This is a genomic window from Nocardia sp. NPDC058058 (assembly GCF_042885355.1).
Lineage (GTDB): Bacteria > Actinomycetota > Actinomycetes > Mycobacteriales > Mycobacteriaceae > Nocardia.
Map to the genome: position 1 here is coordinate 142314 of NZ_JBHVSA010000007.1, position 25875 is coordinate 168188.

Here is a 25875-nt window from a genome sequence, read left to right on the forward strand (position 1 = left end):
ACGCGCCGTGAGCGCGCCGCGCCGGAATGGTAGGCATGTACGCATGAGCACTGCTGCCGCCTATGCCGTGTCCGCGCCCGATGGCCGGTTCGAGAAGCTCGCCATCGAACGCCGTGAGCTCGGACCCCGAGATGTGCTGATCGACGTGAAATTCGCGGGCATCTGCCACTCCGATATCCACACCGCGCGCGATGAATGGGGCGGCACCCGCTACCCCTGCGTCCCGGGGCACGAGATCGCGGGCCTGGTCGCCGCGGTCGGATCCGAGGTCACCCGGCATAAGGTCGGCGATCGGGTCGGCGTGGGCTGCATGGTGAATTCCTGCGGCGTCTGCGATCCATGCGTGGCCGGTGAGGAGCAGTACTGTCAGCCCGGCGCGACCATGACCTACAACACCCCGGTTCCGGAGCAGGATCAGCCCGGCGGGTACACCATGGGCGGGTACTCCACGCAGGTCGTGGTGACCGAGGGCTTCGTGGTCGGCATTCCGGAGGGCATCGGCCTGGACGAGGCCGCACCGCTGCTGTGCGCGGGCGTGACGCTGTTCTCGCCGCTGCGGCACTGGGGTGCGGGGCCCGGTAAGCGGGTGGCCATCATCGGTATGGGCGGGCTCGGGCACGTGGGCGTGAAGATCGCCGCGGCCATGGGCGCGGAGGTCACCGTGCTGAGCCATTCGCTGAGCAAGCAGGCCGACGGTGAGCGGTTCGGCGCGCACCACTACTACGCGACCAGCGACCGGCAGACCTTCCGCGGGCTGCGCGGACGCTTCGATCTGATCCTCAATACGGTGTCGGCGGATCTGCCCATCGACGATTACATGAAGCTGCTGGCGCTGGACGGCACCCTGGTGATCCTGGGCCTGCCCGAAAACCCGCTCAGCGTAAAGCCTTTCACCATCGCGGGCTACCGGCGGTCACTCGCGGGTTCCATGATCGGCGGTATCGCGCAGACCCAGGAGATGCTGAACTTCTGCGCCGAACACGGCATCGGCGCGGAAATCGAGGTCATCTCCGCGGACCGCATCGACGAGGCCTACGACCGCGTCGTCGCCAGCGATGTCCGCTACCGCTTCGTCATCGACGCCGCCACCATGTAGTCCAACACGCCGCTCCCACCGGGAAAGCTGCCGCGCCGCTACGTTGACGGTGTGCCCGATGAGAGCGACGGCGCGCCCGGCGAGGCGGCCGAGAAGAACGACACACCCGCGCGGATCGATGCGAGCGGGGACGATGACACGCCATTGCGGCTGACGGTGGCGATTCCGACGTGGCTGCCGCGCGCGTATCTGCTGGCGGCGGCCACGGTGGCCGGGATTGTCGTGACGTTCTGGTCATTGCAGAAGTTGCAGGGCCTGCTGACCGTGCTGGTGGTGTCGCTGTTCCTGGCGTTCGCCATCGAACCGGCGGTGAACAAGCTGGCCGCGCGCGGCTGGCGGCGCGGTCCGGCGACCGGTGCGGTATTCCTGATCGTGCTGCTGGCGATTGTCGGATTCGCCTGGGCCATGGGCGATCTGGTGGTGGATCAGGTCACCGCACTGGTCAAGAACGCACCGCACAATGCGGAGGATCTGGTCGCCTGGATCAATCGCACCTTCCATACCGATCTCTCCGGCACCGATATCACCGAACGCGCCTCGCAATTGAGTTCCAGACTGGAGTCGTGGCTGGTCGGACTGGCCGGTGATGTGTGGGGTATCGGCACCACCGCCATCGGCGTGCTGTTCCAGGCGCTGGGCGTGCTGCTGTTCACCTATTATTTCGCCGCCGACGGGCCGCGTTTCCGCAATGCGGTGTGCTCGGTGCTGCCGCCCAAGCGACAGCGACATGTGTTGCGCGCCTGGGATATCGCGGTGGAGAAGACCGGCGGCTATCTGTATTCCCGTGCGCTGCTGGCACTCTGCTCGACGATCGCGCATTTCGTGGCCATGCGCATCCTCGACATCCCGTCCGCCATCGCGCTCGCGCTCTGGGTGGGCGTTGTCTCCCAATTCATTCCGACGGTCGGCACCTATCTGGCCGGTGCGCTGCCGGTGCTGGTCGCGCTGTCGCACAGTCCGCGCACCGCGCTCTGGATTCTCGGATTCATCGTGGTGTACCAGCAGTTCGAGAACTACGTGCTGCAACCGCGCATCACCGCGACCACCCTGGATATGCATCCGGCCGTCGCCTTCGGCGCGGTGCTCGCGGGCGCGGCCCTGTTCGGGGCGACCGGCGCACTGCTGGCCATCCCGGTCACCGCGTCCGCGCAGGCATTCATCGGCGCGTATATCCGCCGCTACGAGGTGGAGTCGCCGACCGGCACCGAACCGCCACCGCGCGAGCGCAAACCGCTCGCCGAGCGCTTCCGGCGTGATCGGGGCCACACTCCCCCGGCCGAATGAACCCGCTACCGGCCACGCCCGTAACCACCGGAAGGGCGGGCAAACTCGGGTGACCCGGCCCGCCGTCACGGCATACTGTCGCTGGACGGCGAGCACGGCGCGGAGGGTGGGAGCCGAATGCGACTGCAGACAGGCGCGGTATTCGCCGGCTACACCATCGAACGGCAGCTGGGCGCGGGTGGCATGGGAGTGGTGTACCTGGCGCGGCATCCCCGGCTGGAGCGGTCGGTCGCGCTCAAAGTCCTCAATGACACCTTCGCCGAGGATTACCGGGCGCGAGCGCGATTCGAGCGCGAGGCCGCACTGATCACCACCCTGGATCACCCCAATATCGTGCCCATCTACGACCGCAATTCGCCGGGCGATCCCATGCTGTGGATCTCCATGAAATACGTCGACGGCGGTGACGCGGCGGCCATGCTGGCCCGCGAAGGCGGCCGCGTCTCCGCCGAATGGGCGGTGCGGATGATCTCCGATGCGGGCCGCGCGCTCGATCACGCGCACCGGCATCGCATCCTGCATCGCGATATCAAACCCGCGAACCTGTTGGTGGAGCGCGGTATCGGCGGTATCGAACGCACCGTGGTCACCGATTTCGGGATCGCCCGCAGCGTCGAGGACGCCGAAACCAATTCGAGGGTGAGCGCCACGCTGGCCTATGCCGCCCCCGAGCGTTTCGCGGGCGGTCCGACCGACCATCGCGCCGACCAGTATTCGCTCGGCTGCACGCTGTTCAAACTGCTCACCGGTGAACCGCCGTATCCGCGCGCCGATGACGCCGCCGTGGTCGCGGCCCACCTGCACGCCCCGCCGCCGCGTGCCACCCAGTACCGCCCGGATCTGCCGAGCGGTCTGGACGATGTGTTGGCCACGGTGCTCGCCAAGCGGCCCGAACACCGCTTTCCCGATTGCGCCGCTTTCGCCGCGGCCGCCCGTGACGCCGTGGATCGCTCCGGATCGACCGTTGCGGGACACTACTTCTCGACCGATCCGGGGCGCGCGGCACCCGGCCCCGGCGGTCGGCCCGGCGCTACCGGCCCCGCAGTGGTCTGGCACGGCGAGGACGCGGAAACGGCCTTCTCACCGCCGCATCCGTCCGTGCCTTACGGCGGCGGCCGAGTGGATGAACCGGTCCCGCATGGTCGCCGCGAACCCGCGCCCCTGCCCGCCGGGATGTCCCCCGGAGCCGGGCGGCCGCGCCGATTCACGCGGCGGTGGGTGCTGATCGGCGGGGCCGTGGTCGCCGCCGGGACGGCCGCGACAGCGGCGGGGGTGAGCCTGAGTGGCGGATCGAAGGATTCGGCGACCTCGCCCCAACCGACGCGAACACCGAGCGGCCCAGCCGAATTCACGCTGCCGACGCAGGTGATGACGATCGCCTTCAGCCCGGACGGGACACTGCTGGCCGTGGGCGGCAAGGACAATACGACCCGGCTGATCGATGTGCACACCGGCGTCGAGAACGGCAATTCGCTTACCGGGCACAGCAATTCGATTCGCGCGGTGGCTTTCAGCCCCGATGGGAAGCTAGTGGCCACCGGTGGCGATGACCGCACCGCGAGACTGTGGGACGCGCACACCCGGCAGCCGATCGGCGGCCCGCTGACCGCGCATACGAACGCGGTGCGCGGCATCGCCTTTCACCCCGACGGCAGCCTCATGGCGACCTGTAGCGATGACAACACCGCGCTGCTGTGGACGGTGCAGACGCGGCAGCCCACCGGCACCGCCATGGCCGCGCACACCGGTCCGGTGCGCGCGATCGCGTTCCATCCGAAGGGCACACTGATCGCCACCGGCAGTCAGGACACCACGGCCCGGCTGTGGCGCGGCGGCACCGGCATCGCCTCGGGTGCGGCGCTGTCGGGGCATCATGGCGCGGTGCGCACGCTGGCGTTCCACCCGGAGGGGAAGCTACTCGCCACCGGCGGTGATGACGCGTCGATTCGTCTGTGGGACACCGATACTCGCACTTCCGCAGGGGATCCACTGAGCGGTCACGCCGAACCGGTGCTGGCTATCGCCTTCAGCCCGGACGGCACACTCATGGCCAGTAGCAGCCGAGATGGCACGGTTCGCCTGTGGGACAACAAGTCTCGCCAACCGATCGGTAATCCGCTGAGTGGTCATGCCGACGCGGTGCATTCGGTCGCGTTCAGCCCTGACGGGACACTGCTGGCCACGGGGAGCGCCGACAACACGGTGCGGTTGTGGAAGGTCGCCGACTACCACTGATGCGGCCGCAGCGTCGAAGCCGAGCCCCGTGCCCACCGGAAGGCGCCGAAGTCGTGCGAACAGCCGCGCGGAAGTGTCGGCGCGGACACACTTCCAGCGTGTATGCGGCGACAGAGTAATTCGCGGCGGACCAGCACCATTGCATGCATCGGGAAATACCTCCCGGACCAGGCAAGAGGAGCCGATCATATGACCACCACCGCGAAGCGCGTCACCACCGCTCTGGCGGCCACCCTGTTCATTCTCCCGTTCGGCGCGGGCATCGCGTCCGCCATGCCCGCCGGAACCGGTACCGCCGCAGCCAATTACGACCGCGACGACTACCACTGGTACTGCGATCGCGACAGCCGCGGCTTCGACTGGAACTACTGCTGGGGCCACTACCGCGACCGCTACCAGCGCGAGCACAACAGCGGCCACGACAGCCACAACGGCTGGTGAGAACCCCACTCCGTCATCCCGGCGTGTACTTGGCCGGGATCCACACTCGCAGCAGCACAACAGATTCCAGTGCCTTCCGGCCAACCGCACGCCGGAATGACGGGTTGATGTCGCGGCGGTAGCGGATTACCGACGGCAGTGTGGCCGACGGCAGCTCGACGCCGAGCGCGATCCACTACTGCCCGGCCCGAGGTCCCGCACACTGTCGCGCGGGACCGGCCGAGATTACTTCTTCGCCTGCTCGTGCAGGGCCTTCTTGGCGGCGTCCTGCACCTTGTCGATGTGCTGGGCGTACTTGCCCTCGGTCCGGTCGTCGACCACATCGCCGACCTTGTCGACCAGCGGGTCGAGCTTGTCCGCGTGCGCGCTCGCCAGTTCGGCCGCCTTGCCCGCCGCGTCCTTCAGATTGTCGAACAGACCCACCGTCGTACTCCTATCTCGAATCAACCTCGGCCCACAGGCTATCGGCCGTGCCGACCGGGACAGGAGAACGACGAGTGTGTGGTTCGCGACTAGTTCCCGTGCTTCCAGGGCTGATCCGGATCCACCTGATCGCTCTTGTTCTGCGCGGATTCGTTGAAACTCTTGGTGTTCTCGTCCGGGTCCGGCTGATCCCCTTTACCCGTCGGATCCATATCCGCCTCCTGTCTCGAAAGAAGTGTGCCCGCAGGCTAATTCCTGCATCGTGACGAGACCGTGAATACGCGACAGCGCGGCGGCACGGATTAGCTTCCGTGCCGCCGCGCCGTCGTGTTCACGCGTGTGAGTTACTGCCCCGCTTCGGCTTCCGCCGCGAGCGCGCGTCGCCGGACGCGGCGGGCGGCCGCGACCATATTGCGCAGGGACGGGTCGAGCTGCCAGTGGTGCCGGGTCTTGAGACCACCGTCCGGATTGGCCCACAACCGCTGCGGCGTCACGGCCGCCGCGGCGGCGGTGAGTGCCTCATCGAGTTCGTCGATATCCGGGATGCGCGCCGAACGGCTTTCGTACACACCGGGTCCGACGCCGTGGGTGAGGCCGCGACCTTCCGCATTGTCTTCTTCCAGCGCCTTGAGCACCCATTCGATGGAGCGGGTCGCGACGATGGCCGTCACATCGGCATCGAGTTCCTCGATGGCCTGCACCACGTCACCGCGGCTGGAATAGCCGATGTGCGTGTGGATCTGGGTTTCCGGCAGCACGCCGGAGGTGGCCAGCTTGAACGCGCCGACGGCCCAGCGCAGGTATTCGGCCCGCCCCTTGACCCGCAGCGGCAGCAGTTCGCGAATGGACGGCTCGTCCACCTGGATGATGGCGATTCCGGCCCGTTCCAGATCCACCACTTCGTCCCGAATGGCAAGCGCCACTTGGTCGGCGGTCTCGAACAGCGGCTGGTCCTGGCGCACGAAGGAGCGCGCCAGCATGGTGACCGGTCCGGTGACCATGCCCTTGACCGGCTTCTCGGTGAGCGATTGCGCGTACGTGGTCCAGTCCACCGACATGGGCGCGGGCCGGGACACATCGCCGTACAGCACCGGCGGTCGCACACAGCGTGATCCGTACACCTGCACCCAGCCGAAGTGGGTGGTGGCGAAGCCGTCCAGCTGTTCGGCGAAGAACTGGATCATGTCATTGCGTTCGTGCTCACCGTGCACGAAGACGTCGAGGCCGATGTCCTCCTGCAACCGGATGGTGCTCTCGATCTCGGCTTCGATGCGCTTGCGGTACTCGTCGTAGGACAGCCGCCCCTGACCGAGGTCGTAGCGCGCCTGGCGGCCGGCATTGGTCTGCGGGAACGAGCCGAGCGTGGTGGCGGGCACCAGCGGCAGATTCAGCTTGGCCTGCTGCGCGATTCGCCGTTCGGCGTAGGGCGCGCGCTCGCGCATCTGCGGGGTGACGTTGTACACCCGTTGCCGCACCGCGTGTTTCTGCTTGAAGTGCACCGAGGTGGGCCGCTTGCGCCACTTCTCCGAAGGCCCTTCGGTGAGCGCCTTGGCGAGCGAAACCACTTCCAGCACCTTCTGTTTCGCGAAGGCGAGCCGGTCGGCGACATGTTCTTCCAACTCGTATTCCACGAGCAGGTCGTAGGGCACGTGCAGCAGCGTCGCACCGGTGGAGACGACCATGTCCGGGCACACCTTGGCGAGCTCGTTCAGGTATTCCAGCGCGACCACGCGGTCCGCGCGCCACACATTGGTGCCGCTGATGACGCCCGCGTACAGCCGCTTGCGGCCGATGCCGGGAATCTTGGCCAGGTCTTCGGGCCGGATGCGGAAGTTCGCCAGGTCGAGCCCGATGGCCTCGACCTTGGTGCGCGCCAACGCTTCCAGCGCCTCACCGAAGTCGCCGTACTGGCCGGTGACGAGCAGCCGCGGCCGCAGCGAAGCCTTGGAGAGCCGGTTGTACGCCTGCTCGAACACCTCGATGGTGGAGGGCGAGCGGTCACTGGTGAAGCAGGGCTCGTCCAGCTGCACGCAGGTCGCGCCGCGCTTGGCGAGCAGCTCGAACAGCTCCTCGTACACCGGTAGCAGCTTGTCCAGCAGCACCAGTTTGTCGAATTCGGTCTCGCCCGGAACATGTCCGGTCTTCGACAGCAGCAGCAGCGACAGCGGGCCGAGCACGACCGGCCGCAATTCGATGCCGCGCGCCTTGGCGCGATCGAATTCGTCGAGCAAAGCCTCGGGGTGCAAAGAGAATTCGGTATCGGTGTCGAGCTCGGGCTGCCGGTAGTGATACGGCGTATTGAAGAACCGCACCAGTTCCAGCGGCGGCACATCCGGATTGCCGCGCGCCATCAGAAAATAGAAATCGAGTGGGTCCAGCCCCTCGCGATACGGCTCGAACCGCTTGGGCACCGCGCCGAAGAGCAGCGCGCTGTCGAGCACGTGGTCGTAATAAGAGAAGGTGTTGCCGGGGACCTGCGTCAACCCGGTGGCAGCCAGCTCGAGGAACTGGGATTCCTGGATCTCGCGACCCACCTCGACCAGTTCATCGCGTGAAAGCGTGCCGTGCCAATAAGACTCGAGTGCACGCTTGAGTTCGCGGTGCGGTCCGATGCGGGGATAGCCCAGAATGCTAGATCCGAAGCCATCGGTGACGTTGGCCATGAGCGCGCCACTCCTCCTTAAGTCACCTGTGCGGCGCCCACCACCGAGGGTGAGCGCCGCACAGTTTGCGCCCTGATTTGGAATGGACTCGAGTCCACCCCGAGTGGGCTGGCCGGTGACACCAGCCCTTTATTGCAGCTTATGCCCACGCGGACGACGAAAGACTCGTACCCGCGTGCCAGTCGTCAGCGGTTGTACTGGTAGAAGCCCGCGCCGGACTTCTTACCCAGCAGGCCCGCTTCGACCATGCGCATCAGCAGCGGAGGAGCGGAGTACAGCGGCTCCTTGAATTCGGCGTACATGGAGTCGGCGATGGATTTCACGGTGTCGAGGCCGACCAGGTCGGTCAGGGCCAGCGGGCCCATCGGGTGGGCACAGCCCAGCACCATGGCCTTGTCGACGTCTTCCTTGGTGGCGAAACCGGATTCGACCATGCGGATGGACGAGAGCAGGTACGGCACCAGCAGCGCGTTGACGACGAAGCCGGAGCGGTCGGCGGAGCGCACGACCTGCTTGCCGAGCACGTCGGAGGCGAACTGCTCGGCGCGCTGGGAGACGGCCTCGGTGGTCTTGAGCGTGGTGACCAGCTCGACCAGCGGCAGCACCGGCACCGGGTTGAAGAAGTGCATGCCGACGACCCGCTCGGGGTTATTGGTGGCGACGGCGATCTTCATGATCGGAATGGAGGAGGTGTTGGACGCGAGCACCGCGTTCGGGTCGGTGACGACCTTGTCGAGCTCGGCGAAGATGGCGGTCTTCACATCTTCGTTCTCCAGCACGGCCTCGACGACCAGCTGGCGATCCGCGAAATCGGCGAGGTCGGAGGTGAAGCGCAGCCGCCAGGCGGTCTGCTCGCGCTCCCGCTCGGAGATCTTGCCGCTGGAGACGGCGCGGTCCAGCGACCGCAGGATGCGGGCGCGACCGGCAGCGGCGAGCTCACGGGTCTGTTCGAACACGAGCACATCGACGTGTGCCCGAGCGCAAACCTCGGCGATACCCGCGCCCATCTGTCCGGCGCCGATGATTCCAACGCGCTGAATCTTTTCGCTGCTCACGTCCCGCTCCTGCTGTTAGTTAGCCGTCGTGGCTTATGGGTGAAGGCGTCGGACTTACTTGTGACCCTGCGCCTTCGTAAGGTCTTTCGATCAAAGCTATATGGAAATGCCCTCCCCGCCGGGGCTGTCGACGGGAAGGGCGGGTGAACACCGTCGAGGGGGACGAATCCCCCTCGACGGGTTCCTGGCCCCGGAGTGGCGGAAGGTGTGATGCGACTGCCACTCCGAGGTGAGTTCTCGAAACCCGTTGTCACACAAGGAAACAACTGGTCACGGGGTTACTCAGTGGAACTGGCCCTCTTCGGTCGAGCCCTTCAGAGCCGCGGTCGAGGTGTTCGGGTCCACGGTGGTGGCGATGGTGTCGAAGTAGCCGGCGCCGACCTCACGCTGGTGCTTGACGGCGGTGAAGCCACGCTCGGAAGCGGCCTTGAACTCGCGCTCCTGCAGGTCGACGAAGGCGGTCATGCCCTCGCGGGCGTAGCCGTAGGCCAGGTCGAACATGCCGTAGTTCAGCGAGTGGAAGCCGGCCAGGGTGATGAACTGGAACTTGAAGCCCATCGCGCCGAGCTCACGCTGGAACTTCGCGATGGTCGCGTCGTCCAGGTGCGCCTTCCAGTTGAACGAAGGCGAGCAGTTGTAGGCCAGCAGCTGGTCCGGGAACTCGCTGCGAACCGACTCGGCGAACTTGCGCGCGACCTCGAGGTCCGGCACGCCGGTCTCCATCCAGATGAGGTCGGAGTACGGGGCGTAGGCCTTGGCACGCGCGATGCAGGGCTCGATGCCGTTCTTCACACCGAAGAAGCCCTCGGCGGTACGGGTGCCATCGAGGAACTCGCGGTCGCGCTCGTCCACATCGGAGGTGATCAGGGTGGCGGCCTCGGCGTCGGTGCGCGCGATGATGACCGACGGGACACCGGCGACGTCGGCCGCGAGGCGAGCCGAGGTCAGGGTGCGGATGTGCTGCTGGGTGGGGATCAGCACCTTGCCACCGAGGTGGCCGCACTTCTTCTCCGAGGCGAGCTGGTCTTCCCAGTGCACGCCCGCGGCGCCGGCCGCGATCATGGCCTTCTGCAGTTCGTAGGCGTTCAGCGCGCCACCGAAACCGGCCTCGGCGTCGGCGACGATCGGGGCCAGCCAGTTGGCGACCGAGGTGTCACCCTCGACCTTGGCGATCTCGTCGGCGCGCAGCAGCGCGTTGTTGATGCGACGCACCACGGACGGAACCGAGTTCGCCGGGTACAGCGACTGGTCCGGGTAGGTGTGGCCGGACAGGTTCGCGTCACCGGCGACCTGCCAACCGGACAGGTAGATGGCCTTGAGGCCCGCGCGCACCTGCTGCACGGCCTGGTTGCCGGTGAGGGCGCCCAGGGAGTTGATGTAGTCCTCGTTGTTGACCAGATCCCACAGGATCTCGGCACCACGGCGGGCGAGGGTGTGCTCCTCGACAACGGTGCCCTGCAGCTTCACAACCTGCTCGGCGGTGTAGCTACGGGTGATGCCCTTCCAACGGGGGTTGGTGTCCCAGTCGTTCTGGATCTCCGCAGCGGTCTTCGGGGTGCCGACAGTCGACATCTCTGACTCCACTTCTTCGTTCGGTCTCGGTTGCCCCGCCGGTCGAACCCTCTCGCGATGATTCGGACACTGCTGGAGCGGCAATTTGCAGGCTTGCTATGCCCGCGAGGTGTACTTCCACACGATGGCACAGGAAAAAATGTGCGTCTACCTGTTGCAAGTGTGAATCCCGGCTAGCTTTGGCCGTGCTTTTGCTAATGCTGCGAAATTTGCTTGTTAATTGCAGCCGGGGGATCTACTTGCGAGTAGCTCTGACGTGCAGTTTTGCATAACGCCCGTACTGTTTGGGTGACGACGGCCACCGGCACGCGACGCGCCGATGGACGGCGAGCTGTGAGGACCTTCACAATCGATTGTGATCTTGATGGCTGTGGGGCACACCACCCGGGGTACCCCAAAGGCCCTAATCTGGGCACGCGTCCAGCGCAGGTGCGACGTCAGAGAACCTAAGGAGAGCTTCGATGCCGAAACGATGGCTGTGCACGACGGCCCTGGCCGCCACTTCGATCGCGGCGCTGGTCAGCGTGCCGAGCGCACTGGCAGCGCCTGCCACCGAGATCGGCGCGGTGAGTTCGGTGGAACCGCTCGCACCGGCCGCCGTCCTGCCCGGCTCGGCCCGCGCGGAACGCATTCTCTACGGCAGCACCACCGCGAACGACCGACCCACAACCACGAGTGCGGCGGTTTACTTCCCGCCCGGTGACGCGCCCGCCGGGGGCTGGCCGGTGATCGCCTGGGCGCACGGCACCATCGGCCTCGGCGACGAATGCGCCTACTCCATCGCCGGACCGGGTGCGCGCGAACGGGATTGGGCCTACCTGGGCACCTGGCTGAAACAGGGCTACGCGATCGTGGCCGCCGACTACGCCGGATTGGGCACCCCGGGCGACCATCCGTACCTCAATGGCACGGTCGAGGCGCATAACGTCGTGGACGCGGTCAAGGCCGCGACCGGCCACTATGCGTCGCTATCGCATAAGTGGGCGGTGGTCGGGCAGTCACAGGGTGGCGGCGCGGCGGTCTTCACCGCGCGCTACGCGACCGAATTCGGCGGACCGGGACTCGATTACCGGGGCGCGGTCGGCACCGGCGTACCGGCCTATATCGAGGACATTCTGCTGCCGCTGGGGCCGGGCATGCCGCCGACCAAGCTGCCGCCGCACAGCACCGGATATGTGCTGTACATCCTGAACGGCCTGCGCACGACGTATCCGGAGCTCAATATCGAGTCGTACCTGACCGATGCGGGCCGCAACTGGCTGAATCTCGCCAATACCTCATGCCTGGAGTCGCTCGGTGAGGAGCTGAGCGCCGAAAATGTGATCGTCGGCGATCTGTTCTCGCGGCCGCTCTCGCAGATCCCGGATCTGCCCGGCCTGCTCACCCGCGTGATGGGTCTGCCCGAATCCGGTTACGACAAGCCGCTTTTCATGGGTCAGGGCCTGCTGGACACCGATGTGATCACCCCGGCGACGCTGGCATTCGCGGCGCGATTGCAGGCGAACGGCCAGCCCGTCACGCTGCACACCTACCCGACCAATCACGACGGCACGGTCAATGCCTCGCTGCCGGACTCGGTTCCGTTCGTGCGCAATCTCTTTGCCTGATCACGCCGGGTTTCCGGACTGAAATCTAGCAACGCTAGACAACATAGCCGAGCTACTGTTATGGTTGCTCCAGTTCCTAGCGATGCTAGATTTCAATCGGAAGAGGCACGACATGCTCACCACCACCGGCCAGATCCTCGCCATCGCCGCCATCCTCGCCAATGGCGCGGTCTACGGCACCGATATCTCCGCGGCCGCCATCATCCGCTCGGTCAACAAGCACCTCGATGACGCGGCCGTGACCACCTCGGCCGGGTGGGGGCACTACTACGGCGATAAGCGGATGCCGGCCTTCGGCGCGGGCGGCGTCATCACCGCCGTGCTGACCACCGCGGCCGCCCTGGTGTCGGGACATTTCGGCGCCGCCATCGCGGCGGGTGTGGCGGTGCTCGCGCTGGTGAGCTGGCTCGGCTTCTACGTCCGGGTCGCCAAGCCGATCAATACCGTGCAGACCGCCGCCGCCCGGACCGGCGTCATCCCCGCGAATGCCCGTGCGCTGCAGGACCGCTGGGAGAGCATCCTGCCCTACCGGGTCGGCCTGCAGGCGGTGGCGCTGGCCGGACTGGGCATCGCGGTCGCCCTGTTCTGATCGGCCAGGATCGCATGGTCTCGACCCTTCACGACCGCACGGTCATCAGCCCCGCACCGGTAGGTGCGGGGCCGCTGTCGTTCCGGCATCGCACAGCAGTCGCCAGATGCGATCGGCCGTCATCGGAAGTTGTTGCGGTCGAACGCCTACCGCGTCCCGGATGGCATTGGCCAGGGCCGGTGCCACCGGGTTGTACGGCGATTCGCTCATGGATTTCGCGCCCAGCGGGCCGAGTGGATCGGCGGTCTCCGCGAACAGCACCTCGGTGCGGGGCAGGTCGGCGAGTTGCGGAATGTGGTAGTGCCGCAGGGTTTTCGTGAGCACCTCACCCTGCTCGACGCGCATCTCCTCGTACAGCGCGGAACCGATGGCCTGCGCCACCCCGCCCTCCACCTGACCGCGGCACTGGACCGGGTTCAGCACGGTGCCCGCGTCGGCGGCCTGCACGGATTGCAGGATGCGGACCTCGCCGGTGTCCGGGTGTACCGCGACCCGGAAGGCGTGCACATTGAAGGAGACCGAGCGCGGGGTCCCGTCGTGGGTGGCGGCGGCGGTGAGTGCACCGTCCGCGACAAGCGTTGCGGCGGTGAGGAATCGGCCGTCGACGCGGATGCCGCCGGGCACGAATGCGTGCCGGTCGGCGTCGAGACCGGTCAGGTCGACGGCGCGGCGCAGAACGCGGTCGCGAAGTTGTGCACAGGCGGCATACACCGCCCGACCGGCGACGGTGATGCCGGTGGAGCCGAAAGCACCGGTGTCGTGGGCGGTGACATCGGTGTCGGCGTGCCGGATGACGATCCGCCCGATATCGGTGCCGAGCACGGTGGCGGCGATCTGCGCCAGCACGGTGGTGGTGCCATTGCCGAATTCGGCTGTGCCCGCGCGCAGTTCGATATTCCCGTCGGCCAGCAGGGTGGCGTGCGCGGTGGAGGTGTGCCCGCGCGGCGGGACGGTGGCGATCATGGCGGGGGCCATCCCCTCGCCGATCAGCCAGTCCGGGCCGGGCGCGGGTACGCCATTGCCGCGGCGCAGGGCCTGTTCGGCCAGCTCCAAGCACTGGTCGAGGCCGTAGCTGGCAATGGTGAGGTCGGGTTCGGCATGGCCCGCACCGCCGATCAGCTCGTCACCGGCGCGCACCAGATTGCGGCGCCGGAATTCGAAGGGGTCCAAGCCGATTCGACGCGCGAGTTCGTCCAGGGCGGATTCGACGCCGAACATGACCTGGCCCAGGCCGTAGCCGCGGAACGCGCCGGAGGGGACATTGTTGGTGTAGACCGCGCGCCCGTCGACGCGCTTGTTCGGGCACCGGTAGATGGCGACCGATTCCCCGACCCCGTGGAAAAGCACTCCGACACTGTGGTTTCCGTAGGCTCCGGCGTCGGCGAGCACATCCACGGCGAGGGCGGTGAGAATGCCGTCGGCATCGGCCCCGGCGGTGACCCGCACACGCATGGGGTGGCGGCAGGTGGTGTGGAATTCATCGGATCTGGTCAGCTCGTACTGCACCGGCCGCCCGGTCTTCAGGACGGCCAGTGCCACCAGATCCTCGGTGAACATCTCCTGTTTGGCGCCGAAGCCGCCGCCGACGCGGGTCGCGAAAACCCTTACGCCCGAACGTTCCAGCCCGAACAGTCGGCACAGCTCATCGCGCACCAGGAACGGCACCTGGGTGCTGGTGCGCAACACCAGCCGACCGTCCGCGTCCAGCCAGCCGATGCTGCCGTGCGTCTCCAGGTGCACATGCTGAACCCGATGCGTCCGCCACTCTCCCTGCACCACTTCGACGGCAGCGCTGAGCCCGGCCGTGACATCCCCCACCCGCCCCTGCGCAGCGGCGACCACATTGCGTCCGGGATCGGCGATCCGCGAGTCCGGCCCCTTATCCGCGTGCAGTAGCGGCGCGTGCTCCGCGAGCGCTTCCTCCGGATCGAAAACCGCAGGCAGCAGCTCATATTCGACGCTGATCGCGCGACAGCCCGCCCGCGCGGCGGCCGGTGAATCGGCGACCACGGCCGCCACGCGCTGGCCCCGGAATCGCACCACCCGGTCGAGCATGCGGGTGTCGTCCGGATCGTCCTCGCGAATCTCATGCCGCGCGGTCGAATACGGCAACCCCGGCACATCCGCGTGGGTGAATACCGCCCGCACACCCGGAACAGCCTCCGCCGCGGTGGTATCGATCGAGATGATCCGCGCATGCGCGTGCGGACTGCGCACCACCTCCAGCCGCAACACCTCCCCCGGCGGCACCTTGCCCGAATCCTGTTCCCCCATACCGGTATCCATGGTGAACGGCTCCGCCCCGCGCACGATCCGCCCACCCGCGAGCGCCCCGGTCCCCGCTCCTACCCCGGTCCCAGCTCCGGCCCTGGTCGACCGCGTGCCACAGGCAACGGCCGCACCTTCCGATTCCGAGGCGACCGCAACGCTTGCCACGGCCGCACTTTTCGTAGCGGTCGCACCATTCCTGCTCGCCGCACCATTCGGGGCAGGCGCACCATTCGGGGCGGTCCCGCCGTTCAGGGCAGTCCCACCGTTCGCGGCACAGCCGGGGCGGCCGGAGGTGAGCGCATCGGTAATGGCGCGGTAGCCGGTGCAGCGGCAGAGGTTGCCCTTGAGCTTTTCCGGGAGGGTGGCGGGGGTGAGGTCGCCGGTGCGCTCCAGTTCGGTTGCGGTGACCAGCATTCCGGCGGTGCAGAAGCCGCATTGGAAGGCGGCGTTGTCGATGAATCGGCGTTGCAGGTCGGTCGGCGCACCCTCGGTGCCGAGTCCGGCGGCGGTGGTGATGGTGCGGCCTTCGGCGCGATGGGCCGGGTAGACACAGGAGTGCACGGCCGCACCGTCGACCAGGACGGTGCACGCGCCGCAGTCGCCGGCATCGCAGCCCTTCTTCGGGGCTTGGTGGCCGGTCTCGCGCAGCAGGGTGCGCAGGCATTGCCCGGGGCGAGCGGCGCTGTCGACCGGGGTGCCGTCCACCTCGAATCTCATGGCCGACCGCCCAATTCGGCGAGGACTTCGGCGGCGAGGCGGCCGCTCATCTCGCGTCGCCAGTCGGGTGCGCCGTGCGGATCGTCGTACCAGAGGCCGGAATCCAGCGCCGCGATCGTTGCCGATAGTTCGCCTATGGTGGGCAGCGCGCGGAATTCCAGCACCACCGGCCGGATGGTCCCGGCGCTGAGGGTGATCACGCAGGTGTCGTCGGCATCGCGGCGGCCCATGACCACCGCACCCGATCGCCCAAGTGGGGCGAGTGCGATCTTGCGGAATGCGGTGCGCGAGCGCAGATTCGACTCCGGTATCCGAATGGCCCGCAGCATTTCGCCGGGCATGAGAACAGTCTCCCCCACCCCGGTTACGAAGTGCGACAGCGGAATCCACTGATCGCCGCGCGGCCCCCAGACCAGCCCGAATCCACCCAGGGCGGTCAGGGCCGCCGCCACCGCGCCCGCCGGGAGCGCCAGGCAGATATTGCCGCCGACCGTGGCCGTCCGCCGGATCTTGTGCGAGGCGACGAGTGCGCCGCACGCCTGCTCGAACAGTCGCACCGCAGGCCAGCGCGCCGAGTAGTCCCCGGTGGCCAATTCGTCGAGTGTGCAGGTGGCGGCTATTTCCAGCCCGGCGTCATCGATGGTGAGCGGGGCCCACCCCAGGCGGGTGATATCGATCAGCCGTTCCAGGTGATCCTGCGGTTCGGAGTACAGCCAGGTGCCTCCGGCGAGCACCGCCGTGCCCGCGCCCAATCCCTTCAGATCGGCCCGGTCGCGGGCGATCAGCACCTCTCGAATCGTATCCAGATCCATTGTCATCACCTGCTCTCACCTGCGGGGCCGTCCCCGCGCCAGCTGGTAACGACTTCCCTTTCAGATTACGAGCCACGAGTTGCGCGGAGATTGCGACACCCCTCACACCTGTTTCGTGCCGGTAACTCTTCTCATGATCCGATCATCCGACCATTCCATGCCCGTCGAGCACCCGGCGGCATCGGATGCAGCCGCGGCCCGACATCGCGGCGAACGCACCTTGGCATCGACCCCGACCCGTGGCCATGGCCATTGTGCGCGGTCAGCCCGCCTTGGCCACCAGGGCGGCTTGGGTGCGGGCCACGTCGCGACCGACCTGAGCTTCGTCGATGGTGCGGATTTCGCCGTGGCGCACCACGATTCGGCCGTTCACCAGGAGCGCGGCGAGCGGCGGGGCGGAACCCAGGATGAGCGCGGTGATCGGGTCGTCGATGCCCGCGTGGGCGGGGGTGGACAGGTCCCAGAGCGCCAGGTCCGCCAGCTTGCCCGGTTCCAGGGAGCCGATTTCGGTTGCGCGGCCGAGGGTTCGGGCGCCGCCCATGGTGGCCAGCTCCAGCGCGGTGCGCACGGACAATGCCTGCGGTCCGCCGCGCTGGCGGGCGAAGAACAGCGCGTTGCGGGGTTCCTCGATCAGCGAACTCGCCTCATTGCTGGCCGCGCCGTCGACGCCGAGGCCGACGGGCACCCCGGCGGCGAGCAGGTCGGCGGTGCGGGCGATGCCCGCGCCGAGGCGGCCGTTGGAGGTGGGGCAGTGCGCGACTCCGGTACCGGATCGGGCCATGGTGGCGATGGCGCTGTCGTCGAGGTGGATGGCGTGCGCCCACCACACGTCGGGCCCGACCCAGCCGAGTTTGTCCATGTAGTCGGCGGGAGTGACGCCGTGCGTGGCGAGGCAGTACTCCTGCTCGTCCAGGGTCTCGGCGACGTGCGTATGCAGCCGCACCCCGAGTTCCCTTGCCAGCAGCGCGGATTCGCGCAGCAGGTCGGCCGAGACCGAGAACGGCGAGCAGGGCGCGAGCGCGATGCGCAGCATGGAGTCGAACCCGGGGTCGTGGTACCGGGCCACCGCGTCCGCACTGGCCGCGAGAATGTCGTCCAGGGTCTCGACCACCGAATCCGGTGGCAGCCCGCCCGCGCTGCGGCCCAGATCCATCGAGCCCCGGCACGGGTGGAAGCGCAACCCGACCTGTGCGGCGGCGTCGATCTCGGCGGCCAGCAGATCACCGGCGTCGCGCGGGAAGACGTAGTGGTGGTCGGTGGTCGTGGTGCACCCGGTGCGTGCCAGCGAGGCGAGCCCGCCGGTCGCGGCGATGCGGGTGGCGTCGGCGTCGATCCCAGCCCAGATCGGATAGAGCGCGGTGAGCCATTCGAACAGCGTGGCATCGGGCACCAGCCCGCGTGTGACCCATTGGTAGAGGTGATGGTGGGTATTGATCAAGCCCGGTGTGAGCAGGCAACCCCGCCCGTCGATACGCGTGGCCCCGGGCACCTCGGGCGCGGGCCCCGCCCCCACCGCCTCGATGCGCTTCCCGCGCACGACGAGGTGTCCGTCCCGGTATTCGGTTCCGGCCGCGTCGACGGTGGCGATGGCACAGCCGTCGATGATCAGTGCGTCATTCGGATCGGCGGCGGCAGTCATGGGGCTCAGCTCCCTCGATAGGTGGAGTACGCGAAGGGTGAGAGCAGCAGTGGCACGTGGTAGTGCCGTTCCCCGGTGACGGTGAAGGCGATGATCACCTCAGGGTAGAACGCGTCGATGCCCTGCGCGGTGAAATAGCCGCCGGTGCCGAAGCGCAGCCGGTAGTCCCCGATGGGCAGTTCGGCGAGGGCGCCGATGCGTCCGTCGGCGTCGGTGCGACCGGCGGCCAATTCGGTTCCATCCCAATCGAACAGCGTCACGGTGACATCGGCGGCGGGCGTGCCGAGTACCGCGTCGAGTACGTGGGTGCTCAGGGTGCTCATGCGGCGTCCGCCGCATCGAACAACCGCCGCAGCCGGATTCGATTGATCTTCACCAATTCCTCTCGCACGATGCGCCTTTCGGTGTCCGGGTCGTTTCCCAGTCGAGCGGTGAGCGTGGCCAGCAATTCGCCAGGCGTCCGCCCGGTGGCGCACACCAGGTACACCTGTCCGAATTTTGCCTCGTACTCGCGGTTCCCGGCGGCAATCGCGGCGCGCACGGCGGTGTCGGCGTCCGCCATTGCGGCTTGTTCGCGGGCGGAGGCGGCACTGTCCGTGCGGTCCCCGATCCGGGGGTGCCCGGACAGGGCACGTTCCATTTCACTTTGGGAGATCTCACGGAGTTCGGCATCGGCGGCGCGCAACAGTTCATCGATACCGGCGAAGGGGCGGCGCGCGGCGACGGCGTGTGCCCATGCGGGTGCGGAGCAGCAGGTCAGCAGTAATTCCACCGCCGCTGTCTCGGGTAGCGCGGTGAATTCGTCGAGGCCGATCCGGTTGTCCGTCATCGCCTCCAGCATCGGCGATGGCAACCGCCCCCGCCACTCGAAGCGCGAAGATCAGTACGCGGGGCTACCCTGCCTGGCATGACCCCCGATCGCTGCGATGGCATTGTGCTGGCGGCGGGCGCAGGCACCCGCTACGGCATGCCGAAAGCGCTGGCCGAGGATGGCGCGTGGTTGCGCACCGCGGTGCACGCGCTGCGCGCCGGCGGGTGTGCGCGGGTTTTCGTGGTGCTGGGTGCGACCGGCCCGGCGCGACGCGATGACGAATCCGGTTCCGGCCCAGCCTGGCTCGTCTCGCAAACGCCCCGCATCCCGGTGCCGGAGGGTGCGCGTCCGGTGTGGGCGTCGGACTGGGCGACCGGGGTGAGCGCCTCGATGAAGGCGGGTCTGGCCGCCGTATCGGCCGCGCCGAGCCTGTTCACCGCGCCCGCCTCGGCTTCGAAATCGGCCTTTCCACCGGGCGAAATCACCCCCGATGAATTCATTGCGACGCGGACTGCTGCCGAAGGTATTACCCCTGCGGGGAATACTGCGGGCGGTAATTCCCGCGCCGGGAGCATTAGCGTTCCGGACATGATCACCGGTCCGCCGAGTCACGTCGCGATCATGCCGGTGGATACCCCCGATGTCGGCCCGGATGTGGTGCGCCGGGTGATCGCGGCCGCGCGCACCGCCGAGAGCGGTTTGGCGCGCGCCTTTTTCGGGAAGACTCCGGGGCATCCGGTGGTATTGGGCCGCGCGCATTGGGCCGACGTGATGGTGAATGCCACAGGAAATTATGGGGCGGGGACTTATTTGCGAGGAAGAGCGGATATGGTGTGCGTCACGTGTGATGACCTAGCGACGGGGATCGACCGGGACTACCCGTGCGGCACACGGTGATCGGGAGCTAGTGATGCGCGATATCGTCGACGACCTGCTACGGGTGTGGCACAGCGGCCGGACGGGCGGGCTCGCCACCCTGGTGCGCACCATGGGTTCCACTCCGCTTCCGATCGGCGCGGCCATGGTGGTCGACGCGGAGGGCCGGGCCTTCGGTTCGGTGTCGGCGGGATGCGCGGAGGCGGCCGCGTACGAGGCGGCGGTGGAGGCGGCGCGCACCGGTCGACGTGGTCTGCATCGTTTCGCCCCGGGCAGTGGCCTGGATGCCGGAATGGATTGCGGCGGCACCCTGGATGTGTTCACGGAACCGTTCTCGCGCAGGCATTTTCCGGAATTCCCGGATGTGGCGGCCGATATGGCGGCGCAGCGCCAGGTCACCGTTTTCACGGTGGTGTGGCATTCGGATCCGGATGTGATCGGCCAGCATCTGATCACCGATCGCAAGCACGGCACCGAACTGGTGTCGCTGCCGGATTCGGATGTGTTCGTCTCCTCGTTCGCACAGCCGCCGCGCCTGATCATCGTGGGGGCCAATGCGATTGCCGGTGCGCTGGCGATTCAGGCCCGGCTGCTCGGCTATCGGGTGACGGTGTGTGATGCCCGCCCGACCTTCGCCAATGCCGATGCCTACCCGGGTTGCGAGGTGGTGGTGGACTGGCCGCATCGCTATCTCAATACCCTGGCGGCGGCGGGTGAGATCAATTCCAGCACAGCGGTTGTGGTGCTCTCGCATGACGCGAAATTCGAAATACCGCTGCTGACAATCGCTTTGCGACTACCCGAGCTCGGGTTCCTGGCAGCGCTGGGTTCCCGGGCCGCGAACGCGCATCGGATGGAGGCCTTGCAGGCGGGCGGTTTCGACGACGAGACGCTCTCGCGGCTGCATGCCCCGGCGGGGTTGGATCTGGGTGCGCGCACCCCCGCCGAGACCGCGGTGTCGATCACCGCCGAACTGCTGGCCACCCGGAACAGCACCAGCGCGGAACCACTGTCGAGCCTGGGTGGCCCGCCGCAGCGGCACACGCTGGTGTCGTAGGACCCGAAATCCCCGAAATCCTCAGCCCTGCTTGAGTTCCGGATGCTCGGCGTAGACCTCTTTCAGAATCGACATATCGAACAGCTTGTCGGCCGTGATATCGATCTTGGCCTTGCCCAGCGCGGTGATGTTGTGCGCGATCAACGCCTCGCTCATGGTGAACAATCCATCGAACTGGGTTTCCGGTGACACCACCAGCGTGTTCTGCGCGATCGCCTCCTTCTTCTGCTCTTCCAGATCGAGTCGCTGATCCTTGCCGTACACCTCGACGGCCAAACGCGCGGCTTCGGCCGGATTCGCCACCGCGTCCCGCCAGCCCTTGATGTCGGCGACCAGCCACGCCTTCAATTTCTCGCGCTCATTGTCGATGGTGTGCTGGCTGACGGTGAGCGTTTCCGCGGTCAGCGGCAGCCCGTAATCGGCGAACATGAAGTTGGCGTTCGCGAATCCCTTGGCGCTCAGCGTGATCGGCTCATTGGTGACGTAGCTGACCCAGCCGTCCACCTCACCGTTGGCGAGCGGGCTGGGGTCGAATTGCGCGGGCACGATGGTGACATCGTTCGGGGTCATGCCGTTGGCGGTGAGCAGGGCGTTGAAAATCAGCTGATTGGTGTCCTGCACACCGATTTTGCGGCCCTTCATATCCTGCGGTGAGTTGATCGGCTTGCCCGCCGAGCTCACGATGCAGAACGGATTCTTCTGATAGGTCGCGCCGACGATCTTGGCGTTCAAGCCCTCCAGCACGGCGGGTGCGGTGGTCTGCGGCGCGGACATGCCGATCCAGATCTTGCCGGTGCCCAGGCCCGCCTCCACCGAGGTGCTGGCCGCGCCGCCGGCGACCAGATTCACCGAACCGAATCCGGCGTCCTTGAAATAGCCTTTCGAATCCGCGAAGTACTCGCCCGCGAATTCGATGTTCTTCAGCCAGGACAACTGCACCGCGACGGTCCCGTATTTGGATCCGTCGGCGGTGGTGCCGTTTCCGGAGCTGGACGAGTCCTTTCCGCACGCGGCGAGCAGGCCACCACCGGCGACCAGTGCGCCGGTGAGCCCGGCGGCGCGAAGGAAGGATCGCCGATCCATGGACAGGGGAGAAACCGAACCCGGCTGACGCAAACGACTCATGTACCGAACCTAGGGCCATTCAGTTTCGATTATTTTGCTTTCGCCGACGTATTTGTGTGCGCCAGGTTAACTAACGCGCGACGGCGGGTTCAGGGTTCGTCACCGCACACCACAAAACGCGTGTTCGGCAGTAGCGCACCGGCGGTCAGCCCGAACATGGCGTGGAAGGTATCGCTGAAATGACTCGGCGATGCGAACCCGGCGTCGACGGCCGCGGTGGTGAAATCGGCGCCCGCCGCCACCGCGCGCATGACCTGCGCCATCCGCGCCCAGTTCCGGTATCGGCGAAAGCTGGTCCCGGTCTCGGCGGAGAACAGGTGCAGGAACCGCGAGACCGAGAGATTGGCGTCGGCGGCCAGTTCGGCGGCGGCCGGGTTCATCGCGATATCGGCGCGAATCGTCTTCAGCGCGGCGGTTATTCGCGTATCCATCGCAACCGGATCGATGTAGTGGAACAGCATGCGCTCCCCGCCCGCGATCACCTGATGGGTGGTGCGCGGCGGGATCAGCGCACTGCGAACCACTTCCTCGTGATCGCCGATGCGCAGCGTGAACGGTGCGTCGACACCGATCACGAGACAGTGCACCGAGCCCGAGTGCGGGTCCAGGCGCAGCGAAGGCCCCAGGTAGACCGCATAGCCCGGCCCGAGCCACACGGTGGCCGGGTAGCACGTTTCCGGAAGCGGGTCGGCGGGCACAGCGCCGATCATCGCATGGTGGCCGCAGCGTGCGGCGCATCGTTTCCGGGAGGTTCCATGGGCACCGTTCTGATCCTCGTCGTGGCGGCGTTCTTCCTGCTGATGGGCCTGTACGCGCTGGCCGTGCCGGCGGCGCTGGCGCAGCCGTTCGGCATTCGTATCGATTCGCCGGTGGCGCGTTCGGAGATCCGGGCCGTCTACGGCGGGTTCGGCATCGCGATCGCGGCGCTGCTGGGCGCGGCCGCCGCCGATGTGGGCGATATCCGCCCGGGCGCGGTCATCGCAGTCGCGGCCGCGCTGGGCGGAATGGCGTTGGGGCGCATCATCTCCCGGTTGCTCGGTGATGCCACCGGTTTCTATCCCAACTGGTTCTACTGCGGTGTGGAGATTGTCGCCGCGGGTCTGCTGCTGCTCACGCTGTGACTAATCGCGGCCCTGTTGCGGGGCGAACCGCGCCAGCACCAGTTTCTCCAGCACGCCGACCACCGCGTACGCGAATACCGAGACGACGGTGACCAGTGCGATGGACGCCCACAATCGGTTGTACTGGAAGGTCGGGATGGCGCGGATCAGCCCCGCGCCCAATCCCGTTCCGCTGCCCAGCCATTCGCCGAGCAGCGCGCCGATGAGCGCGCCCGGCACCGAGACCCGGGCCGCCGCGAACACCGAGGGCAGCGCGGCCGGGATGGACACCATGCGCATCGCGGTCCAGCGCGAACCGCCGTACGCGGCAACGAGTTCCATCGCCTGTTTCGGCGCTCCGCGCAGCGCGGTCATGATCATGACCAGTGCCGGGAAGAACACCACGATGGCCGCCATGACGGTGACGCCGAGCACCCCGCGCCCGAACACCAGCACGATGATCGGGGTCAGCGCGACCAGCGGCACCGATCGCAGCAGCATGGCGACCGGCAGGAACGCCTGCGATACCGCCGGGACGCCGACGAACAGCGCCGCCACCGCGAGCGCGCCGCCGAGTCCGGCGATGAAGCCGATTCCCGCGTCGCGCAGCGTGATTCGCATTTCCGCGAAGATGGCCTGCCGCGCGGTGCCGGAGGTGGGGCCGGTGACCAGGTACTTCCATACGTCCCCCGGACTCTTGCCGACCAGGCCGACCTGCGGATAGAGCTGCAGGAAGCCGTACCAGAGCACGACCAGCAGGATCAGCGAAACCAGTAGCGGCAGTAGGAATCCGGCGATCGGCCGCAGTATGTTCAGGGCTTTCATCGCACCTCTGCTCGGGTCCAGGGTAGGGCGGCGCGGGCGATCAGGGCGACGACCGCGTATCCGAGTCCGGCGAGTGCGGCGGCGGCCAGCGCCATACCCCAGGTGCGCGGCACGTTGTACGCGGTTTGCGCGGCGGTCAGCGCGACGCCGATACCGCTGTCCACCCCGCCCAGATATTCACCGATGATCGCGCCGAGCACCGCCGAGGGTGCGGCGATCTTCAACGCCGCCAAGGTATTCGGCAGCGCCGACACCAATTGCACCCGCCGCATGCGCTGCCAGCGGCCGCCGCCGTAGGCGCGCACCAGGTCCAGGCTGGTGCCGTCGGCCGAGCGCAGGCCGGAGACCGCGCCAACCATGGTCGGGAAGAAGCAGTACATGGCGGCCAGGAACACGGTCGGCGTGCGCCCGCCGAAGACCACCAGGATGATCGGCCCGAGCGCCAGCAGCGGTGTGCAGTAGCTGAGGATGGCCAGCTGGGTGACGAGCATTTCGATCGGCGGGATCAGCACCACCAGCAGCGCCAGCGCGATGGCGAGGGTATTGCCCCAGACGAATCCCTGCAGCGCGCCCCAGGCGGTCACCTTGAAGTTCGGCCCGTACAGCGACCAGCCGTCGGTGTACATGGTGTGCAGCACCTGCCACGGCCCGGGCACGGTGCCATTGGCCACGTGCAGTGCGGCGAGCACCGCCCACACCCCCACCAGGATCACGATGCCCGCGAGGCCGCCGAGCGTGGAGATGTGCAGCCGCCCGCGCAGCGCGGTCAGCGCGCCGCGCGGTTCGTCCCGCACCGATTCTGTTGCCGTGCTTGTCATTCGGTCACCACCCCGCCCTGTCCGGTGCGCCCGAACAGCAGCTCGGACAGATAGTCGCAGAGTTTGTGGAATTCGGTGGTGCGCATCATCTCCGGGGTGCGCGGGCGCGGCAGGTCGATATCGACCATCTCGACCACGCGGCCGGGCCGCGGGCTCATCACCGCGACCACATCGGACAGGAACACCGCTTCGGCGATGCCGTGCGTGACCATCAGTGTGGTGGCGGGCTTTTCGGTCCAGATGCGCAGCAGTTCCAGGTTGAGCCGCTGCCGGGTCATATCGTCGAGTGCGCCGAAGGGTTCGTCCAGCAGCAGGATCTTGGGTTTCACCACCAGTGCGCGGGCGATCGAAACCCGTTGCCGCATACCGCCGGACAGCTGCGCGGGTTTGGCCTTCTCGAAGCCTTCGAGTCCGACCAGGGCGATCAGGTCCGCGATCAGTCCGGGATCGGCGGGCAGTCCGGCGACCTGCAATGGCAGTTTGATATTGGATTCCACGGTGCGCCAGGGCAGTAGCGCCGAATCCTGGAAGGCGATGCCGAATTCGTGTCTGCGCCGCAGTTCGGCCGGTGTCTCGCCATTGATGCGGGCGGTGCCCGCGCTCGGGGTGTCGAGCCCGGCGAGAATGCGCAGGATGGTGGATTTCCCGCAGCCGGAGGGCCCGAGCAAGGACAGGAACGCGCCCTCGTCGGTGTGCAGGTCGACCGAGTCCAGCGCGGCGACAGTGCGCCGCCCGGAGCGGAAGGTCTTGCTCAAACCGCTGATGTGTATGCCTGTTCCGCCCGAGCTCATAGGGCCACGATAGGAGCAGGGAATTGCACCGAGATTGCGAATCGGCAGACTGGATTTCGCGCCGGTTA

General features: G+C 67.3%; 24 protein-coding genes. 9 read left to right on the top strand and 15 right to left on the bottom strand.

Translation table 11 applies throughout. The features are described 5' to 3' along the window. Positions 1-43: 43 nt before the first annotated feature. The 4 genes from ACFVUS_RS43205 (at position 44) to ACFVUS_RS43220 (ending at position 5056) form a co-directional block, all read left to right on the top strand. The gene (locus ACFVUS_RS43205; RefSeq protein ID WP_387781147.1) at positions 44-1096 is read left to right on the top strand and encodes an NAD(P)-dependent alcohol dehydrogenase; all 1053 of its coding nucleotides are present in this window, start codon (positions 44-46) and stop codon (positions 1094-1096) included. A gap of 51 nt (positions 1097-1147) precedes the next feature. Further along, a complete protein-coding gene (locus tag ACFVUS_RS43210) occupies positions 1148-2380 on the top strand; it encodes an AI-2E family transporter (protein WP_387781150.1) in 1233 nt (410 codons plus the stop codon). Positions 2381-2497: 117 nt separating this feature from the next. Then, on the top strand, positions 2498-4615 hold the full coding sequence (locus tag ACFVUS_RS43215; protein WP_387781153.1) for a WD40 repeat domain-containing serine/threonine protein kinase: 2118 nt from the start codon (positions 2498-2500) through the stop codon (positions 4613-4615). Between the two features lie 189 nt (positions 4616-4804). Further along, positions 4805-5056: a hypothetical protein gene (locus tag ACFVUS_RS43220; protein ID WP_387781156.1), complete on the top strand. Its 252-nt coding sequence runs from the start codon at positions 4805-4807 to the stop codon at positions 5054-5056. A 225-nt stretch (positions 5057-5281) separates the two neighbouring features. On the opposite strand, the gene ACFVUS_RS43225 is transcribed toward ACFVUS_RS43220, so the two are convergent. The 5 genes from ACFVUS_RS43225 to aceA form a co-directional block, all read right to left on the bottom strand. Beyond that, the gene (locus ACFVUS_RS43225) at positions 5282-5479 is read right to left on the bottom strand and encodes an antitoxin (protein ID WP_387781159.1); all 198 of its coding nucleotides are present in this window, start codon (positions 5477-5479) and stop codon (positions 5282-5284) included. A gap of 89 nt (positions 5480-5568) precedes the next feature. Then, positions 5569-5691 carry a hypothetical protein gene (locus ACFVUS_RS43230; RefSeq protein ID WP_387781162.1) on the bottom strand — a complete coding sequence of 41 codons (123 nt, stop codon included), beginning with the start codon at positions 5689-5691 and terminating at the stop codon, positions 5569-5571. Positions 5692-5823: 132 nt separating this feature from the next. Next, positions 5824-8142, bottom strand: a complete 2319-nt coding sequence (metE, locus tag ACFVUS_RS43235; protein ID WP_387781165.1) for a 5-methyltetrahydropteroyltriglutamate--homocysteine S-methyltransferase — start codon at positions 8140-8142, stop codon at positions 5824-5826. Between the two features lie 185 nt (positions 8143-8327). Further along, positions 8328-9197 (bottom strand): 3-hydroxybutyryl-CoA dehydrogenase, encoded by an 870-nt coding sequence (locus tag ACFVUS_RS43240; protein WP_364649319.1) that lies wholly within the window; start codon positions 9195-9197, stop codon positions 8328-8330. Between the two features lie 282 nt (positions 9198-9479). Beyond that, on the bottom strand, positions 9480-10769 hold the full coding sequence (aceA, locus tag ACFVUS_RS43245) for an isocitrate lyase (RefSeq protein ID WP_330184579.1): 1290 nt from the start codon (positions 10767-10769) through the stop codon (positions 9480-9482). A 461-nt stretch (positions 10770-11230) separates the two neighbouring features. On the opposite strand from aceA, the gene ACFVUS_RS43250 reads away from it, so the two are divergent. After that, a complete protein-coding gene (locus ACFVUS_RS43250; protein ID WP_387781168.1) occupies positions 11231-12376 on the top strand; it encodes a lipase family protein in 1146 nt (381 codons plus the stop codon). Positions 12377-12488: 112 nt separating this feature from the next. Beyond that, complete coding sequence (locus tag ACFVUS_RS43255) at positions 12489-12965, top strand: DUF1772 domain-containing protein (RefSeq protein WP_387781171.1); 477 nt, start codon at positions 12489-12491, stop codon at positions 12963-12965. Positions 12966-13010: 45 nt separating this feature from the next. On the opposite strand, the gene ACFVUS_RS43260 is transcribed toward ACFVUS_RS43255, so the two are convergent. The 5 genes from ACFVUS_RS43260 to uraD all read right to left on the bottom strand — a co-directional run bounded on the left by ACFVUS_RS43260 (position 13011) and on the right by uraD (position 19233). Next, on the bottom strand, positions 13011-15953 hold the full coding sequence (locus tag ACFVUS_RS43260; protein WP_387781173.1) for a molybdopterin-dependent oxidoreductase: 2943 nt from the start codon (positions 15951-15953) through the stop codon (positions 13011-13013). Next, positions 15950-16765: an FAD binding domain-containing protein gene (locus ACFVUS_RS43265; protein WP_387781176.1), complete on the bottom strand. Its 816-nt coding sequence runs from the start codon at positions 16763-16765 to the stop codon at positions 15950-15952. Before ACFVUS_RS43265 ends, ACFVUS_RS43260 begins: the two co-directional genes overlap by 4 nt. A 262-nt stretch (positions 16766-17027) precedes the next feature. Continuing rightward, entirely contained in the window at positions 17028-18404 is a 1377-nt protein-coding gene (locus ACFVUS_RS43270; protein ID WP_387781179.1) for an 8-oxoguanine deaminase, read from the bottom strand. Positions 18405-18409: 5 nt separating this feature from the next. Beyond that, entirely contained in the window at positions 18410-18727 is a 318-nt protein-coding gene (gene uraH / locus ACFVUS_RS43275) for a hydroxyisourate hydrolase (protein ID WP_387781182.1), read from the bottom strand. Next, positions 18724-19233 carry a 2-oxo-4-hydroxy-4-carboxy-5-ureidoimidazoline decarboxylase gene (gene uraD, locus ACFVUS_RS43280; RefSeq protein ID WP_387781184.1) on the bottom strand — a complete coding sequence of 170 codons (510 nt, stop codon included), beginning with the start codon at positions 19231-19233 and terminating at the stop codon, positions 18724-18726. The genes uraH and uraD overlap by 4 nt, the downstream gene beginning before the upstream one ends. Positions 19234-19311: 78 nt before the next feature. On the opposite strand from uraD, the gene ACFVUS_RS43285 reads away from it, so the two are divergent. Both ACFVUS_RS43285 and ACFVUS_RS43290 read left to right on the top strand, forming a co-directional pair. Then, positions 19312-20112 (top strand): NTP transferase domain-containing protein, encoded by an 801-nt coding sequence (locus ACFVUS_RS43285; RefSeq protein ID WP_387781187.1) that lies wholly within the window; start codon positions 19312-19314, stop codon positions 20110-20112. Between the two features lie 13 nt (positions 20113-20125). Beyond that, positions 20126-21148: an XdhC family protein gene (locus ACFVUS_RS43290; RefSeq protein ID WP_387781190.1), complete on the top strand. Its 1023-nt coding sequence runs from the start codon at positions 20126-20128 to the stop codon at positions 21146-21148. 21 nt (positions 21149-21169) lie between these two features. On the opposite strand, the gene ACFVUS_RS43295 is transcribed toward ACFVUS_RS43290, so the two are convergent. Continuing rightward, positions 21170-22273: an ABC transporter substrate-binding protein gene (locus ACFVUS_RS43295; protein WP_387781193.1), complete on the bottom strand. Its 1104-nt coding sequence runs from the start codon at positions 22271-22273 to the stop codon at positions 21170-21172. 89 nt (positions 22274-22362) lie between these two features. Next, positions 22363-22971, bottom strand: coding sequence for a helix-turn-helix domain-containing protein (locus tag ACFVUS_RS43300; protein WP_387781196.1), 609 nt, complete (start codon positions 22969-22971; stop codon positions 22363-22365). Between the two features lie 57 nt (positions 22972-23028). On the opposite strand from ACFVUS_RS43300, the gene ACFVUS_RS43305 reads away from it, so the two are divergent. After that, positions 23029-23394: a DUF4345 domain-containing protein gene (locus ACFVUS_RS43305; RefSeq protein WP_387781199.1), complete on the top strand. Its 366-nt coding sequence runs from the start codon at positions 23029-23031 to the stop codon at positions 23392-23394. Here ACFVUS_RS43305 and ACFVUS_RS43310 read toward each other — a convergent pair whose 3' ends face one another. Genes ACFVUS_RS43310 through ACFVUS_RS43320 form a run of 3 tightly spaced genes read right to left on the bottom strand, consistent with a single transcriptional unit; the run spans position 23395 to position 25807 of the window. Then, positions 23395-24198, bottom strand: a complete 804-nt coding sequence (locus tag ACFVUS_RS43310; protein ID WP_387781202.1) for an ABC transporter permease — start codon at positions 24196-24198, stop codon at positions 23395-23397. Then, positions 24195-25016: an ABC transporter permease gene (locus ACFVUS_RS43315; protein WP_387781205.1), complete on the bottom strand. Its 822-nt coding sequence runs from the start codon at positions 25014-25016 to the stop codon at positions 24195-24197. Before ACFVUS_RS43315 ends, ACFVUS_RS43310 begins: the two co-directional genes overlap by 4 nt. Then, entirely contained in the window at positions 25013-25807 is a 795-nt protein-coding gene (locus ACFVUS_RS43320) for an ABC transporter ATP-binding protein (protein WP_387781208.1), read from the bottom strand. The genes ACFVUS_RS43315 and ACFVUS_RS43320 overlap by 4 nt, the downstream gene beginning before the upstream one ends. Positions 25808-25875: the final 68 nt, after the last annotated feature.